The organism is Gulosibacter sp., from assembly GCF_052090685.1.
Classification (GTDB): domain Bacteria; phylum Actinomycetota; class Actinomycetes; order Actinomycetales; family Microbacteriaceae; genus Gulosibacter.
On the sequence record NZ_JBQDBE010000006.1, the window covers coordinates 116,075 to 132,367 of the forward strand.

12 protein-coding genes are annotated in these 16,293 nt (G+C 61.8%); 9 read left to right on the forward strand and 3 right to left on the reverse strand.

Translation table 11 applies throughout. The features are described 5' to 3' along the window. The first annotated feature begins 89 nt into the window (after positions 1 to 89). Genes ACTHXA_RS05575 through ACTHXA_RS05590 form a run of 4 tightly spaced genes read left to right on the forward strand, consistent with a single transcriptional unit; the run spans position 90 to position 6,070 of the window. Complete coding sequence (locus ACTHXA_RS05575; protein WP_441670204.1) at positions 90 to 935, forward strand: fumarylacetoacetate hydrolase family protein; 846 nt, start codon at positions 90 to 92, stop codon at positions 933 to 935. Between the two features lie 5 nt (positions 936 to 940). Further along, positions 941 to 2,629: an FAD-dependent monooxygenase gene (locus ACTHXA_RS05580; protein WP_441670206.1), complete on the forward strand. Its 1,689-nt coding sequence runs from the start codon at positions 941 to 943 to the stop codon at positions 2,627 to 2,629. Positions 2,630 to 2,645: 16 nt separating this feature from the next. After that, a complete protein-coding gene (locus ACTHXA_RS05585) occupies positions 2,646 to 4,640 on the forward strand; it encodes a flavin-containing monooxygenase (protein ID WP_441670208.1) in 1,995 nt (664 codons plus the stop codon). Further along, positions 4,640 to 6,070 (forward strand): carboxylesterase family protein, encoded by a 1,431-nt coding sequence (locus tag ACTHXA_RS05590; protein ID WP_441670210.1) that lies wholly within the window; start codon positions 4,640 to 4,642, stop codon positions 6,068 to 6,070. Before ACTHXA_RS05585 ends, ACTHXA_RS05590 begins: the two co-directional genes overlap by 1 nt. Here the strand turns inward: ACTHXA_RS05590 and ACTHXA_RS05595 are convergent. Beyond that, on the reverse strand, positions 6,030 to 7,619 hold the full coding sequence (locus ACTHXA_RS05595; protein ID WP_441670212.1) for a GMC family oxidoreductase: 1,590 nt from the start codon (positions 7,617 to 7,619) through the stop codon (positions 6,030 to 6,032). The two genes, ACTHXA_RS05590 and ACTHXA_RS05595, sit on opposite strands and share 41 nt — an antisense overlap. A 132-nt stretch (positions 7,620 to 7,751) precedes the next feature. Between ACTHXA_RS05595 and ACTHXA_RS05600 the strand changes: the two genes are divergently transcribed. The 3 genes from ACTHXA_RS05600 (at position 7,752) to ACTHXA_RS05610 (ending at position 10,937) form a co-directional block, all read left to right on the forward strand. Further along, positions 7,752 to 8,309 (forward strand): TetR/AcrR family transcriptional regulator, encoded by a 558-nt coding sequence (locus ACTHXA_RS05600; protein ID WP_441670214.1) that lies wholly within the window; start codon positions 7,752 to 7,754, stop codon positions 8,307 to 8,309. 50 nt (positions 8,310 to 8,359) lie between these two features. Beyond that, the gene (locus ACTHXA_RS05605) at positions 8,360 to 9,880 is read left to right on the forward strand and encodes an aldehyde dehydrogenase family protein (RefSeq protein WP_441670216.1); all 1,521 of its coding nucleotides are present in this window, start codon (positions 8,360 to 8,362) and stop codon (positions 9,878 to 9,880) included. A gap of 64 nt (positions 9,881 to 9,944) precedes the next feature. Continuing rightward, positions 9,945 to 10,937: an ABC transporter substrate-binding protein gene (locus ACTHXA_RS05610; protein WP_441670218.1), complete on the forward strand. Its 993-nt coding sequence runs from the start codon at positions 9,945 to 9,947 to the stop codon at positions 10,935 to 10,937. Positions 10,938 to 11,022: 85 nt separating this feature from the next. Here the strand turns inward: ACTHXA_RS05610 and ACTHXA_RS05615 are convergent, their stop codons facing one another. Continuing rightward, positions 11,023 to 12,015, reverse strand: coding sequence for an ABC transporter substrate-binding protein (locus ACTHXA_RS05615; RefSeq protein ID WP_441670220.1), 993 nt, complete (start codon positions 12,013 to 12,015; stop codon positions 11,023 to 11,025). 59 nt (positions 12,016 to 12,074) lie between these two features. Then, a complete protein-coding gene (locus ACTHXA_RS05620) occupies positions 12,075 to 13,616 on the reverse strand; it encodes an FAD-binding oxidoreductase (RefSeq protein WP_441670222.1) in 1,542 nt (513 codons plus the stop codon). A gap of 194 nt (positions 13,617 to 13,810) precedes the next feature. Between ACTHXA_RS05620 and ACTHXA_RS05625 the strand changes: the two genes are divergently transcribed. Both ACTHXA_RS05625 and ACTHXA_RS05630 read left to right on the forward strand, forming a co-directional pair. Continuing rightward, positions 13,811 to 14,746 (forward strand): LysR family transcriptional regulator, encoded by a 936-nt coding sequence (locus ACTHXA_RS05625; RefSeq protein WP_441670224.1) that lies wholly within the window; start codon positions 13,811 to 13,813, stop codon positions 14,744 to 14,746. 323 nt (positions 14,747 to 15,069) lie between these two features. Continuing rightward, on the forward strand, positions 15,070 to 16,293 hold the full coding sequence (locus ACTHXA_RS05630) for a metal ABC transporter substrate-binding protein (protein WP_441670226.1): 1,224 nt from the start codon (positions 15,070 to 15,072) through the stop codon (positions 16,291 to 16,293).

The following is a 16,293-nucleotide window of genomic DNA, read 5'->3' on the forward strand; positions in this document are numbered from 1 at the left end:
GTAATGCACAATCCTCGGGTAGAGTGCTCACTAGCGGTTCCAAAGTAGGGACCAGGCTCACCCGATTCGGCAGTGTCAGAGAGGACAGCATGCGCTACGCCAGCTACAAGAATCAGTCGGCAACCGACACCTGGGGAGTGGAAGACGGAGGAGTGCTCTATGACTTGGGGTCGTCCGGACTCAATGTCGCCCCGTCCCTCCACGAAGCGATCGTTGCGGGAAGACTCGACATCGCTCCGGAGTACCACGAGGCGCCGAAGCAGCCTGTGGAGGATACCGAATTCCTCCCGGTTGTGGGCGGTTCGCCCAAGGTGATCTGCATCGGTGTCAACTACATGACGCACAAGGATGAGACCGGTCGCCCGGACGTCGAGTTCCCGACGGTGTTTAGCCGCTTCGCCGATACACTCTGGCCGCACGGCAAGGACGCCACGATTCCGGCCGAGAGTGTGAAGTACGACTACGAGGGAGAGGTCGCGCTCGTCATCAGCAAGACTGCATGGAAGGTCTCCCGCGAGGAGGCTTTCGACCACGTAGCCGGTTACTCGGTGTTTAACGACTTCTCGGCTCGTGATTGGCAGCGCCACACCGGCCAGTGGATCCCCGGCAAGAACTTCCCGGAATCGGGTACTTTCGGCCCGTACTACGTGCCCGCTGAGGACATCGAGGATATCGAACAGCTTGCGATTCAGACCCGTGTCAACGGTGAGATTCGTCAGGACGCGAAGCTCTCGGACCTCATTTTCGATATTCCGGCACAGATCGAATACGTGACGAAGTTCACAAAGCTCAACCCGGGCGACATCATCGTTACCGGTACGCCCGGAGGCGTCGGTCTGTTCATGGATCCTCCCACTTTCCTCAAGGATGGTGACGTTGTCGAAGTTGAGGTCACGGGCCTCGGGACCCTCACCAACACCATGGTTCAAGGCTAGCGAGTATGGCGATGCGTGAACGACGATTCCGAGACACAGAAGTTGTTGTGATCGGTGCGGGGCCGGTGGGCCTCACTGCTGCGCTCCTGCTGGCGGATGCGGGAGTGCGCACGACCGTGCTCGAGCGAGCGACCGAGCCAGGCGACTTGCCCCGTGCGATCAGTTTGCAAGACGAATCGCTGCGCACGTTCGCCCAGCTCGGCATTGCGGATGCGCTGAAGGCCGAGTCGTTGCTCGACACGGGTAGCCGCTATATCGGTCTCAACGACACGCTCCTCGCCGAGGCGAAACCGGTTCCCTCCCGTATCGGGCAGCCGGCCAAGAGCCAATTCGATCAACCGATCCTCGAGCAGCTGCTGTTCGAGCGCGCACTTGATCACCCGAACCTCGATTTCCATCTCGGTGCCGAAGCGACGCAGATCGCTCACGACACGGATGGCGTCGAGGTGACCTATTCGCAGTCGACGGCGGGCCCGAACGGAACCGTCACGGAGAGCCTGCGACTCGGCGCGCAGTGGCTGATCGGCGCCGACGGCGGCAAGAGTTTCACGCGTTCGGCGCTGGGCATCTCGCTCGTCGGTACGACGCAACCGCAGCGCTGGCTCGTCATCGACCTCCTGAACGAAACCAGAGCACTCGATCCCTACGCCGAGTTCCACTGCGATGGCAAGCGCCCGTATGTGCTAGTTCCGGGCGTTGACGGCCGGCTGCGCATCGAGTTCATGCTGTTCGATGGCGAAGACGCCGAGGCCATGACGCGCCCCGAGCGCATCCGGGAACTCGTCGTACCCAAGTTCCGCGCGTCCCTCGACGAAACTGACGTGAGACGGGCAGCTGTCTACGTCGCGCATCAGCGAGTGGCGAGCACATACCGCCAGGGCCGAGCTTTCCTCGTGGGGGATGCCGCGCACCTTATGCCGCCGTTCGCGGGGCAGGGGCTCAATGCCGGTATTCGCGACGCGCACAACATCGCGTGGAAGCTCATCGAAGCAATCCGAGGCGGTGCAACCGACGCACTCATGGAAACCTACGAAATCGAGCGGCGGACGCACGGCGCGAGCATGGTAAAGATCTCTCACCGCATCGGCGCAGTCGTGATGGCGACGAATCCGGTGCTCACGAGGCTCCGTGACGCTGCGGTGAAGGTCGTCAATCTCGTGCCCTCGGCTCGGTTTTTCCTTGCGAACATGCGTTTCATTACGCCGCCCGACTACGGTGCAGGCGCCGCGGTGGCGCCGAGCGAGGATGCTCCCTCGGCTCCCGAGGTCATGGTTGGCCGAGCGCTCAGCCAACCACTTGTGCGGGATGCGGCCGGGGCGATCAAGGGACTGGACGAGCATCTCGGGCGAGGCTGGGCCGTGATCGGTCTCGGGGCGGACCCGGAGGAGCTCGGTCCGTACTGGCGAGGAATCGGGGCGACGCACATTGCGTTGCGGCGCCCGAGCCAGGGCGAGCCCGAACACCGGAGTGACGGCGTCATCGCCCTCACCGAAGTCGATCGCACTCTCACGCGGGGAATCGGCGGCACCACGACGTTTGTCGTGGTGCGCCCCGATCGGTATGTCGCGGCACTGTTCACGCTTCCCGAAGAAGAGAACGTGATTGCCGAGATGCGCCGCTACGTCGATGACCGCATCCGCGCCGGCAGCACTGACCCGGCGCGAGAGCCGTCTCAATCACACGCACTTTCCTAACCACCAGGAGGACCAGATGAGTGATCAGCTCACTCGAGAAACTTCGACAGCAGCCGTGAATGGTGACCTGTACTGGATCGATGAATATCCCGCGATCGAGGAGACGGATGAGCAGCTGCGCGAGTATATCGCGAAGGCCGAGCTGCCCGTACTGCTCGCCGCACTCGCGGTGACGCTGCGCGACACATCGATTCTCGAAGCCCGCCTCGCTCCGCCGCTTCGCCCGATGGGCCCCTACCTGGAACTTCACGGGGGCATGGATGCGGAGCAGCAGGCTCGTGCGCGTGAGGTTGCGTTCGAGGCGCTGAAGCGCGTGCGGACGGAGAGAGTCCAGCACGTCGACGTGCTGCCGCGGGAAGTTTCCGACGCGGTACTCGAGTGGTTCACCAACGGTCGAAGTCACGACGAGGGATTCGCGGGCCAGCTCAAGCACGAGTTCGACCTGCATCCGGAGAAGAACGGAGCCGCGGACTGGCACTTTGAAGACCTCGCGAAAGATCGTGCGTTCGAGGTACTCGTCGTGGGAGCGGGTATCTCGGGCATCGCCGCAGCATGGCGCCTTCAGGAAACGGGAATCCCCTTCACCTGGATCGAGGGCTCGCACCGCATCGGCGGAACCTGGTGGAAGAACAACTATCCCGGCGTTCGCCTCGATACGCCCACCTACGGCTACAGCTTCTCCTTCGCGCAGAAGACCGATTGGCCTCACCAGTTCGCGACCGGCCCGCAGGTGCTCGACTACCTCGAGGAGGTTTTCCAGAAGGCAGGCTGGAGCAACGATGACGTGGAGTTTGACACTCACCTCGTCGAGGCGGCCTTCGACGAGGAAACCGGCACCTGGGAGGCCACGACTCGGACCAAGAGCGGCGAGGTAAGGAAGCGCCGCTTCAACGCTGTCATGTCCGGTATCGGTCAACTCGACCATCCATTCATCCCGGACTGGCCGGGCCAGGACCGATTCACCGGGGAGTCGATGCACTCGGCTGCGTGGAACCACGATGTCGACCTTCGCGGCAAGCGCGTCGCGGTGATCGGTACCGGTGCGAGCGCCTACCAGATCGTCCCGGCGATCGTCGATGATGTTGAGCAGCTGTACGTATTCCAGCGCAGCGCACCGTGGATGCTTCCGGCGCCGACGTACCACGAGACGATGAGTGAAGCAGCCGAGTGGCTGCACGCCAAAGTTCCGCACTACGGGCATCTTTTCCGCCTTTGGGTCACTGCCGGAGGCATCGATGGTCGTATCCACATCGCCAAGGCAGAGCCGGGCTGGGAGGGCGCTCCGCACAGTGTCTCGGCCGAAAACGAGAAGTTCCGCCAGGCGATTATCGAGCGCTACCGGGAGCAGTACGCAGACCGTCCTGAATTGCTCGATGTCGCGATTCCCCACTATCCGCCGTCGGCCAAGCGAATGCTTCGCGACAACGGGGTATGGGCGGAGGCCATCAAGGCGCCGAAAACCCGAGTCGTGACGAGCGGGCTCGAGAGTTTCGACGAGACGGGGCTCATCACCGGCGATGGCGAGCACCTCGATGTCGATGTCGTGATCTACGCGACCGGTTTCCGGCCTTCCGACTACCTGGACCCGATCAAGATCTACGGTCGCGGTGGCACCGAAATTCATGACTATTGGGGCGGCGATGCCAAGGGCTTCGCGGGCATCACCGTTCCCGGTTTCCCCAATCTCTTCATGCTGCTCGGCCCCAATACGGGTGGTGTGGTCGCCGGCGGCCTGCACTTCATGATCGAACGCGCCGCGGAATACGCCGTGAAGTCGATCAAGGAGATCCTGGTTCACGACGCCAAAGCCCTCGACCTCAAGCAGGAAGCACTCGACCGGCACATTGCGTGGGTCGACAACGAGAATTACCGCATGACGTGGGGCCAGGAGTACGTGAAGACCTGGTACAAGAACAAGTTCAACCGCGTTTCGCAGGTGTGGCCCTTCCGCACGAGCGAGTATTGGAACGTCACCGAGACGGTGAACCTCGACGACTATGAGGTTTTGTGATGCCTGGGACGATCGACGCCGTACTGCAGTACGCGAGCCTCCTCGACGTCTCCGATCCGTATTCGGAACTCACTCCACCACACTCGGAGATTGTCCCCGTGGCCGCTGCGGCTTTCCCGCAGCGGCCCGGTGGCCTTAACGCCATCCTCGGTCATGCGAATGGCGAGCTGCCGCAGCGACTGGATGCGTTCCAGCTTCGCGTTCAGGCACCGGCCGAAGCGCAGAACGCGCCGGTGGTGGTATTCATCCCCGGTGGTGGCTTCATGACCGGCACGGGTCACGCCCGCTGGTTCAACGCCGCCGAGCTGGTGGAACGCGAGCACGTTGTACTTGTGACGATGAACTATCGCATCGGCGCGCTCGGCCATTTCGGTCCCGCGGGCGACGCTGACGAATCGCAACGCGGGCTGCGCGATCTCGTGACCGCGCTCGAGTGGGTGCGTCTGCATATCGCAGCGTTCGGAGGCAACCGCGACGACATCACGCTCGCCGGCGACTCGGCCGGGGCCTGGTACGCCTTCGCGTTGGCGACCCTGGAGCGCACTCGCGGGCTATTCTCGAAGCTTGTGTTGCTTTCGCTGCCCTGGGAACCACCGCTCGACACGACCGCCTATGGGAACCGCCGATCGACGCTGCTGGCTGCCCTCGAGCATCCCCTCGAGGGCTCGCGAACAGACGAGGTCCTGGCGGCCCAGGGGGAGCTCGCGCGCGCATTCGCCGGTAGGGGGATGGTCGCGATGCCCGCGGCCGGAGGCGAGATTCCGGCGAACTTGCACGATTTCGAGACCTCGGTCGATCGGCTGCACGTCGATTCATTCTTGCTGTTGTCGACGACCGAGGAATTCGCCGCGTTCGTTTTCCCCGCCCCCGACGCCGCGTTTACCGATGAGCAGGTCGACGGCCTGATCGCCGCTAAGTTCGAGGATCCTGCCACCGTCGGCGCGTGGACCGCGCGGAAGTGGAGCGCGAACAACGAGGTGGACATCGCTAGCGAGGGCACACTCACGCCCAAGCAACGCATGATCGAAGCGATGACCCTGCACCAGTTCGAACTCGCGCAGCTTCGCCTTGCCGCGGCAGCGGTCGCGCGCGGCATCACGGTCGGTGTGGCGAGTTTTGCGCTGCAGAGCAATCTGCCGGGCGCACACAGCCCGCACTGCTTCCCCTTGCCTTTCCTCTTTAATCGTCAGTGGCAGGTTGAAGACGGTATCGCCATCGATACCGATTGGGCGGATGCGCCGATGCTCCGAGAACTCAATGCCGAGGCAGCCATTCGAGTGACCGAAGATCTTCAGCGCTGGTTCTTCGACTATGCGAAGTCGAGTGTTTCGAATCCGTTCGATCCGAACCACCCGACTCGCACGGTGTTCTCCGCCGCGGGGGCCGCTCTCAAACCGCCTCTGGAACGAGCGCTTCTGCCTCGCTACTAGCGAGACTCACTGGGCCGGCGGCGGCCCCGCCGATGATGAGTTCGGCCGCGCGCTCTGCCACTGCGATCACGGCAAGGTTGAGGTTGGCGCTCACGACATCGGGGAAGACTGACGCGTCGACGACACGTAAGCCCTGGAGTCCCTTGACTCGGCCGAGTGGGTCGACGACTGTCGCCGGGTCCGACTCCGCACCCATTCGCGCGGTCGAGCACAGGTGCATGACGTCCTTCACCTGGCCAAGAAGTTCGTTGCGCGAGCGAGGAACCAAGCGCTCGCCATCACTAATGGCATCGAAGGCGGGATGCGCGAGAAGGTCTTCGGCGCGCGCGAGCCCGTCGAGCATCCGGGCGTAGTCGATGGGATCAGACAGGAGCCGATGCTCGATCATCGGTGCGGTGTGGGGATTGGCATCCGGTAACCACAGCGAACCCCGCGAGAACGATTGGTTGAGCTGCACCGCAAGGCCGCAACGGTCGTTGCCGAACCAGTAGTTGTGATTCGTGGCAAGAATGACCATGTCATTCGGGCCGGTGCCGGGCATGCCGCTTGAGTAGCGGATCGCAACGTGAGTCGGGCGCATTCCTTCGGGGAGAACTCGGTCTGCTCGTGGCTGGATTTCTGCGAACACGATCGCGTGATCCTGCGCGCCCTCGCCGACGGGGAGGTCTGCGCGCACATCGACGCCGAGGCGGGCCAACTCGGCAGCAGGCCCGATGCCGCTGCGGAGCAGGATCCCCGGGGAGTGAACCGCCCCCGCGGAGAGGATGACCTCGCCCCCCGATGCGACGCGAATCTCGGTACCGTCGGTCAATTGCACACCGACCGCCGTGGAGTGCGTGAAGAGCACCTGAGCCACCTGAGCGCCACCGCGGATCGTGAGGTTCTGGCGGCTACGCGCGGCGTCGAGATAGCCGTGGTTCGTTGAGACGCGGCGGAAATCGCGAGTGTGATTGGCAGGGTAGCGGCTTCGCCCGGTGGTGTTGGGCGCGTTGTAGTCGTCGTTCCAGACGTAGCCGAGGTCTTCGCCGGCGCGGTCGAGCGCGATGTCGACATCGCCCCAATCCTCGCGCGGTTCGCGGTGAATAGGAATCGGGCCGCTGCCGCCGTGATAGGCGGCTCCGGGATAGTCGAGATCACTTTCGAGGCGGTTCAGGCAACGCTCCATGTCAGATGCTCCCCAGCCAACGGCACCGTTCTGCTCCCATCGCTGCCAGTCTGAGCGCTCGGGGCGGGCTGCGATGAGGCCGTTCACGCTCGAACTGCCGCCCATGCCTTTACCGCGGGGGTAGAGCATTGGCTCTCGCTCGGGGCGGCGTCGCGCGAGGATATCGGTCCAGTAGTAATTGGGCTCCATCTCGTGCGACGGCGCCATCGTCAGTCCGGTGCGGAGGGTTCGGTTTCGCAGGAACTCCGGGATCTCGTGTCCGAGGTAGTCGGGTCCGGCTTCGAGAAGGAGCACCTGCCGCGAGCTCTCGGCACTGAGTCGGTTTGCGAGTACGGCGCCAGCGCTCCCGCCGCCGACAATGATGACGTCCCATTCAGTATCCATGTGTCCCCCTTGACCAGGCATTTCTCGATTCGTGGGCGCGTTGCCCTCACGAGGCAAAGCACTATTTATAAATAATGCATTGTTTACAGGTGTTAGTTAGTGTAGCTTACACATGTCAGGGAGGTGGCGCGGATGGATCCGAGAATTGTGCGAACGAGGACGGCGATACTTGACGCGTCGATCGAGCTGCTGAAGACCACGCGCGTCGCAGATGTCACTGTGGCGTCGATCTGCGCCGAGGCGGGCGTTAGTCGTGTGGCCTTCTATGACCGATTTGGCACGCTTGACGCCATGTTCGCGGCGCTTATGGAGCAGGAACTCCATCGAGTTCGTGAACTCGCGGCCTCAATGGAACCAATGACAGGTCATAGCAATGCCGAACCACCCGAAGACCTTGTTGAACTCATCCGCATCATCGAAGAAAACGGTGAACTCTACCGGGCAATGCTCGGCGAGAGTGGCAACCTCGCATTCGCACACCACATGCGCGACGCGGTGCGCGTCGCAGTCAGCGCCTCGTTGCACCGACTCCCGGATGTTTCGACCTGGAGCGTCGATGTCGATCTCTATCTCGATTACGTGGCAGGTGCGGTCCTCTCAGTCATCCTGGGTTGGCTCGATCGAGCACCGCAACTGACAAGCGCTGAAATTACTCGCCAAGTGTGGCAGCTCATCCCAAAACACTTCTGAACGTCACAAAGCCAGCGAGATCACCGCTCGCACGAATAAAGGAGACAACGATGTCCCAGATCGCCCAATCGATAGACGCAGCTGCCTCGGCCGATTCCAATTTCTCTCTTGGCAGCAGTGAGCCCTTTGCTGTCCCATTACTGATCGACGGAGAGCTGGTCGAAGGCTCGGGCGACCCGATCGAGGTGCATGACCCCTCGACGGGAGAAGCCCTCGGAATGTACCGTGGTGCGTCAGCCGAAGACGTCGACCGCGCAGCGCAGGCGGCTGGCCGCGCACTGCGAGGACCGTGGGCGAAGCTGAGCCCAGCGAAGCGCGCGAAGCTTATCTGGGACCTCGCGGATGCACTTGAGCGGAACGCAGAGGAGTTCGCGGCCCTCGAAAGTGAGAACACCGGGAAGCCGATCGAGCTCATGCGTCGGTTCGAGTTGCCGCAAGCCGTTGAGATCCTGCGTTATAACGCGGGCTGGGCCACCAAGCTGAATGGCGAGACACGTGAGGTATCGCTTCCGGGTGAATGGCATACGTATACCGAGCGACGCCCAATCGGGGTTGCGGGGCTCATCGTGCCGTGGAACAACCCACTTGTGATGGCAGCGGCCAAGCTCGGCCCAGCACTTGCGGCTGGCTGCACGGTGGTGCTCAAACCAGCGGAGATCACCCCAATCACCGCGGTCAAACTGGGCAAGCTCGCAACGAAGATCGGGTTCCCGGAGGGCGTGATCAATATCGTGCCCGGGCTTGGTTCGGTTGCCGGTGAGGCTCTGGCCACGCATCCTCTCGTTCCGAAAATCTCGTTCACCGGATCCACGAAGGTCGGCAAACATCTGCAGCGTACAACTGCCGATTCGCTCAAGCGGCTCTCGCTCGAGCTCGGGGGCAAGTCGCCCGTCGTTATCTTCGCGGATGCGGATCTCGAAAAAGCCATCGAGGCTGCAGCTCGAAGCATCTTCAACAACTCCGGACAGGTGTGTGCGGCGGGCTCCCGGCTCTATGTTGAAGCGAGCGTCGCGGAGCGCGTGATTGCGGGTATCGCCGAACGTGCGAAGCAGCTGCGCGTCGGGGGCGCATTCGAGGAGGGTGTCATGATGGGCCCGCTGGTCTCCGCGGTGCAGCGCGATCGCGTGCTCGGATACATCGAAGCCGGCATCGCCGCGGGCGCGAACGTCGTCGCTGGCGGTGGCGCGCTCGAGCGTCCGGGCTACTTCGTGGCGCCGACGGTGCTCACGGACACGACGCCGGAGATGTCGGTTGTGGCTGAGGAGATTTTTGGCCCCGTGCTCGTAACTCAGATCTTCGATGACTCGGAGGATCTCGACGACATCGCTACGCGCGCAAATGATTCCGAATACGGGCTTTCCGGGTACATCTGGACGCGAGATATCAGGAAGGCGCATGGCCTCGCCAGGCGGTTGCGGACCGGAAACATCAGGGTCAATACGGTGTCCGGTATGGACGTCAACATGCCGTTTGGGGGTATCGGGGCATCCGGCTATGGCAAGGAGAACGGCCGGGAGGGCGTTGAGGCGTACACGGAACTCACGTCGGTCGCAGTGAATTTGGATTCTTGACGATACTCACTGTCGCCAACGGTGGCGGCGGTTGCATCTCAATCAACTAGAAGGGACACATTCAATGAATAATCGAGGACGCATGGCCGCCGGCGCCGTGCTTGCGGTAGCGGCAATGGTGGCGCTCACCGGTTGCCAGAGTGGCTCGAGCGACGCGGCCGAAGGCGGGACCGACAGCATCACCATCATTCACGCTCCCGTGAACTACGAGGTCGCCTATATCGCGCAGCAGGAAGGGTTCTTCGACGAGGTCGGGCTTGACGTCACCATCAACCCAGGCGGTACTCCTCAGGACAACCTCGCACAAGCGATGGGCGGATCCGCGGATCTCACTATCGTGGCTTGGGACACGCTCGTCACGGCTTCGGCCGAGAGCATTCCGGCACTTGCCGTGGCAAGTGCCGGGGTGGTCGCGGAGGACTATGACACGAGCGGTATCATCGTCCGTGCGGACAGCGACATCGAATCTGTCGCGGATCTCGTCGACAAGCAGATTGCGTTCAGTGACCTCGGTGGTGGACCACACATCGTGGCCCAGCAGGCGTTTATCGAGGCAGGACTCGATGCCTCGCAGCTCAACGCCGTGAAGATTCCGTTCGCGAGCATGCAGGCATCGCTCGAGAACGGGCAGGTCGACGCGGTGTTCCCGTCGGACAGCTTCTATTCCCAGATGGCTAGCAACCCGGACTTCGAGGTAATCGCAAACCCCACCCGCGAGTTCCGTTCGGGCCTGCCCATCACACTGTGGGCTGCAACCGAGCAGTGGCTGCTGGAGAACCCAGAGACGGCGGAAAAATTTGTCCGGGCCATGGAACTCGCCACCGAATTCTACAACGACCCGGCGAACCACGACGCGATCATCGACATTCGGATGGAAGTCAGTGAGATTTCCGTTGAGCAGGCCGAAGCCATGCAGACCGAGTTCAGCGTGCCGATCCCGCTTGGTGTCACGCAGTCGGTTTCTGATGCGCTCATTGAGCTCGGCGCCGTCGAGAACGCCGATTCGGTGCCTGCTTCCGAAGATCTCATTTGGGATCAGGCAATCACCACCGAATAGCAACAAATGGCTGTGGCCCCGAGGAGATTCCTCGGGGCCACAGCCATTTAAGTGTCAGTTGGTGGATGCGCTGGGCCACCTGAACTCAGACGCGCGGTGTTTTCTCCCATACGATCTCGGCGACACTGAGTGGGTCGGTGACCTTGTCCGCATCCACGAGTTGCTGTATTGCGGCGGTCGTAGCGTCTTCGTCAATCGCCGATCGCATGTCGGTGAGGCTCGTCGAGACTTCGTCCACGGACTGCTGGCTGATCTCGGCGCGGACTTCCAAGACCGCGTCGAGGTTCGCCGGATCCTGATAGAACTCGATGCCCCTGTCGAGCGCCTCGATAAACGCGGCCGCAGTGTCGGGGTACTCCTGCAGCCACTGGTCGGTCGCAGCCCACAACGTGATGGGGACGCCGCTTCGCGTTTCGCGCACGGGATTGGCGATGACCGAGTTCTCCTCTGCCGTTGCAATCTGCTGGTAGAAGGGATCGGAGGGGAACACGGCGTCGACCTGCCCATTCTCGAGCGATGCCTGCATGCTCGCATACGGGATGGCCACGATCTCGACCGTGGTCGGGTCAACGCCAGCAGCAATCAGCGCCGCGTTGAACTCTGACGTACCGCCGGCGCCGATCGAGTCAAATGCCACCGTCTTACCAGCGAGATTCTCGAGTGACGCAATCCCGCTGTCAGCGCGAACGACTACGCCAGACGTGTCGACCGTATCGCTGACGACGCTGTTGCCGGAAATTACCTTCACGGGCATGCCTTCTGCGGTCGAGATGACCATGGTGTCCCAGGCCGCCGCGATGATGTCCGCGGAGCCGCCGACTGCTTGGGCTAGGTTGTCCTGCGGCGGCCCGCCGCCCTTGATATCGACGTCGAGTCCGGCCTCGTCGAAGTAACCCTCCTGCTCGGCAATGAGGAGGGGCTCATAGGCGATTCCGGCGTACAGAATCGTGATGGTGTCGGTGGATGCTGCGGATGTTTCGGTCGCCGGTAAGTCGCCAGACTGACAGGCCGCGACGCTGAGCATCGTCAGCGCCGCGGCACCCGCACCAGCAATCCGCACCCAGTGGGAGCGTTTCATGGTGTTATTTCCTTACGGATTGTTGGTCGTGTTTTCGGTGGTGGGTGGATGCGCAGCGATTAACTGCGCAGACGCTCGGGCCACACCCCCTGCTTGCCTGGCGCGATGACGCCGTTCGGGTCGAGCGCATCCTTGAGGCGCTCCTGGAATCGGAGCGATGCGTGATTGTTGAACAAGAACTCACTCGCGATATCGTCCATGTTGTCGATGTGACCGCGGTAGGGGGTGTAGCCGCGTCGAACGGCGGCCTTGCGCACCTCCTCATAGAGCGCTCGGGCGCGAGCGAGCTGCTCCTCATTACCGTTCTCGAAGAAGATCATGGTGACGTGCACGAGGTGGCGGGCGTACACGTGGTAGCCGATATAGAGGTCGAAGCCGTACTCGGTGTAGAGAGCCTTGACCTCTTGGTAAAAGTCCAGCACTTCGGCGCCGCGCGCCGGTACGAGAGGAGCGATGTCAATGTGCCCGCCGTCCTCGGCATACCAGCCGATCGTGCTGAGCGGCTTGAGCGTAGGAACGCCCGCCATCGTGGTCTGGTCGCGTTCATCGATCTCTGCGTAGGAGACGGGCGCGCCGTCCTTCCCTTCGTATACCCGCACGTCGATCTCGAAGCCCGGCAGATCGAATTCCTCCGTGATGATGCGGATTCGCTCGCGAATCATCCCCGGCTCCCCGTAGAGCGCGAAGCGCGCGTTCCAGTGGCCGATGCCCATCTTCGCCTTCATTTCCTCGACCACATCATCCGGAATCGAGCCTTCGCCCTCGTACCAGCGCGAGCGAGGGCCGTTCATCGTGCCGGCGCGTACGACATTCCCGACGAGGCAGTTGTTCTGGAAGATTTCACGGCGTCGAAGTTCGGCAATCTTGTCGAGCAGGATGGGGAGGTCTTCGATTCGGTCGACTTTGATATCGCCTGATGCAAATACCTCGGGGAACGGCATGAGCCAGATGCCGGCGCGCACCACGATGCCGAGGTTTGACTGTGTGAACAACTGGTCGATGTTGGGACCGAAGCCGCCCTTGAAGATATTCGCGAGGGGGCTGTCTTCGAGGGCCCACATGCCGGTGCGCATAAGCGAACCGTCGGGCAATACGACCTCGAGTCCGCACAGCTGCTGCACGTGGTCACCGTATGGCGACATGCCGTAGCCGCGGTCGAGTGCGTTGCCGAGCACCGAACCCCAGCCGAGTGCGGGCACCGAGACGAATAGCCCCAGGTCGTTTTCCTGGATATGGTCGAACAGGTCGAAGAACGTCACGCCAGGCTGGATGACTGCGTACGCGAGCTCCGAGTCGACGTGCTCGATCGCATCCATGCGGCTGAGATCGAGGACAACCTGATCCTGGGTGCGGGGAGCGGAACCGCCGTACCCCAAGTTCTTGCCTCGCGACACCGTCCAGAGGGATGTTCCGGTTTCGTTGGCCAGACGAACGAGGGCCTGCACGTGCTCGGTGTTCGCGGGTCGGACACCCGCGACGTGGTCGCGACCCGTATTGAGGGGATACGGGTCAAAGTATGACGTGTCGGTGTTTGGGGAGACGACGTTTTCGGCCCCGATAATCTCCGCTGCTTTCTGCAGAAACTCCTCGTTATTCGACATCTGTGCTTGTCCTTGAAAGTCGTGGGCGTAACGGGGTTCGGCAGTGAGCCCCGACAGTGTCCATCGTCACCGTTCCCACTAGTCAAGTAAATCGTCGAAAACAGGCTAGATCTATCAATTGTTTTGAATTATGATTTCGCAAGAGGCAGATCGACTGAGTCGTTGAACGGTCTGCTTGGGGATCGAGGAGTGGGATGAATCTGCGTGGCAATCCGAGCATCACCCTGCGGCAGCTGTGGCATTTTGTCACGGCCGCCGAAGCGGGAACGATTAGCGAGGCCGCCCGACTGCTGCACATGGCACCCTCGGCCATCTCGATGTCGCTGTCCGAACTTGATCGGCTCACCGGCGCGCAGCTGTGTGTTAAGCGGAAGGCGCATGGCCTCACGTTGACCTCGGCCGGTCGCGTTGCCTATGCCCAGGCGAAACAGATGCTTGACCTCGCCGACGAAATCGTAAACCTCGCCGACGATGATCTGACGAAAGTCCGAGGTCCGCTCACCGTCGGTTCGTATATGCCACTTGCCCCAGCCGTAATTCCGCACATGCTGCGCCGCTTTGCCGAAGTGTGCCCCGCGGTCGACGTCAATTTCGTCGAGGGATACCACGATGACTTACAGGACAAACTGCTCTCTGGCGAGATCGACGTCGCGTTCATGTACGACTCGGGGCTTGGCCCGGACATACGCACTCTACCGCTGCTGTCGGTCATGCCGTATCTATTGCTTTCGGAAGATCATGAACTCGCAGATGAAGAGGACGTCCGGATCGAAGATGTTGCGGAAGAGCCGTTCATCCTATTCAACGCGGCACCGATTTCTACACATGTGATCGAACTCATTCGCGCTGCTGACGCCGAACCACAGATCCGCCACCTTTCGCGAAGTTACGCAACGGTCCGTTCACTCGTTGGAGCAGAGATGGGGGTCTCGGTCCTTTTCCAACGACCCAAGCTCGATTTGTCCTACGCGGGACTTCGGGTGGTCTCTAAACCGCTAACTCTTGTCGATCCCGTTCAGCCGCCGTATGTAGCACTCGCGTGGTCACGAGATTTGCGCCCAAACGCCCGAGTCAGTGCCTGGCTCGATGTTGCGGCAGAGTCATTCCGGGAAGAGGGAGATTTTTCGTAGTTCGCGTTCGAAACTTGCGCTTCTCAATTATGTATTGGTAAGTGCTGAGGTGTTAACGAGTCTATCTGCTGTTGTAGAGGGGTTCGTTTTCAAGAAGTCGATACAACAGTTTCACGAGCGTGATGCGTTCTTCATCGCTGAACCCAGTGAACAGCATTTTCTGCCTTTCAAATGCGAACGGCGTCAATTTTTCGTAGGTACGTGCGACCTTGAGTGCTGCAATTGCACGGGGTCTTGATAACGGTTATCGTTAGTCTCTGGCGATGTCCGTGACCGAGAGAGGGCGTCGCCGTCCGCAGTTCTCTTGGTTGGATTGGACTTCCGTGCGTAAGGTAACTCGCTCGCTCCTTGGCGGCGCAGCTGTATTCGGAATTGCTACCGCGCTGGTTGGTTGCAGCAGCGCAGAAGCGGGCCCCGACGTCTCCGATGGGCTGCAGATCGTCACCACCACGACGCAGCTCAGCGACTTCACGCAAAACGTGACCGAGGGCACCGGTGCTGAGATCACCGGACTGCTCCAGCCCAACGCATCCGCCCACAGCTTCGAAGCGAATGCCGCCGATCTCGAGATCATTCGCACCGCGGATGTGGTGATCATGAACGGTGTTGGCCTCGAGCCATGGCTCGAAGACACGCTTACTTCCGCGGGCTTCGAAGGCCTCACGATTGATGCCTCGACCGGCATCAGTGAAAGCGACCTCCTCGCGAACGAAGAGGATGCGCACGACCACGCTGGCGAGGACGAGCACGACCACGCTGAAGAATCTGAAGCGGACGAGCACTCCCACGAGGAGGAGGCGGACGCCCACGAGCACGCTGACGAGGCTGATGCCCACGAGCACGAGCACGAGCACGCCGAAGAAACTCAATCCGAGGACACCGCAGAGACTCCCGCGGCGCAGACCGAAGCGGCGCCAGCCGAAGACACCACCGAAGAAACCGACGCCCACGAAGGGCACGATCACGGCGAACTCAACCCGCATGTCTGGACCTCGCCATCCATGGCCGCAGACATGACCACGCACATTACCGAAGAACTCGCAGCGCTCGATGAAGCCCAGGCGGACACCTATCTCGCAAACGGTGCGGCCTACACCGAGCAGCTCACCGCACTCGACACGTGGGTGCAAGAAAACATTGACACCGTGCCCGAGGCAGACCGGCTACTTGTCACCAATCACGACGCGCTCACCTACTTCAATCGCGACTACGGGATCACCTTCATCGGCTCGGTCATGCCCAGCTGGGACGACAACGCCGAACCCTCGGCGGCAGAAATCGATGCGCTCGTCGCGGCAATTGAAGAAAGCGGTGTTTCCGCAGTCTTCACCGAGACGCAGTTGAGCCCCGGAACCGCTGAGGCCATCGCGCAAGAGGCAGGCGTTGAGGTCTACTCAGGCGACGAGGCGCTTTACACGGATGCGCTCGGTGAGGAAGGGTCGGCCGGTGCCACCTATATCTCGTCGACCATCCACAACACCACGCAGCTCCTCGACTCATGGGGCGGCGCCGTAACCGAACCACCCGCCGAACTCCAGGAATCCTGA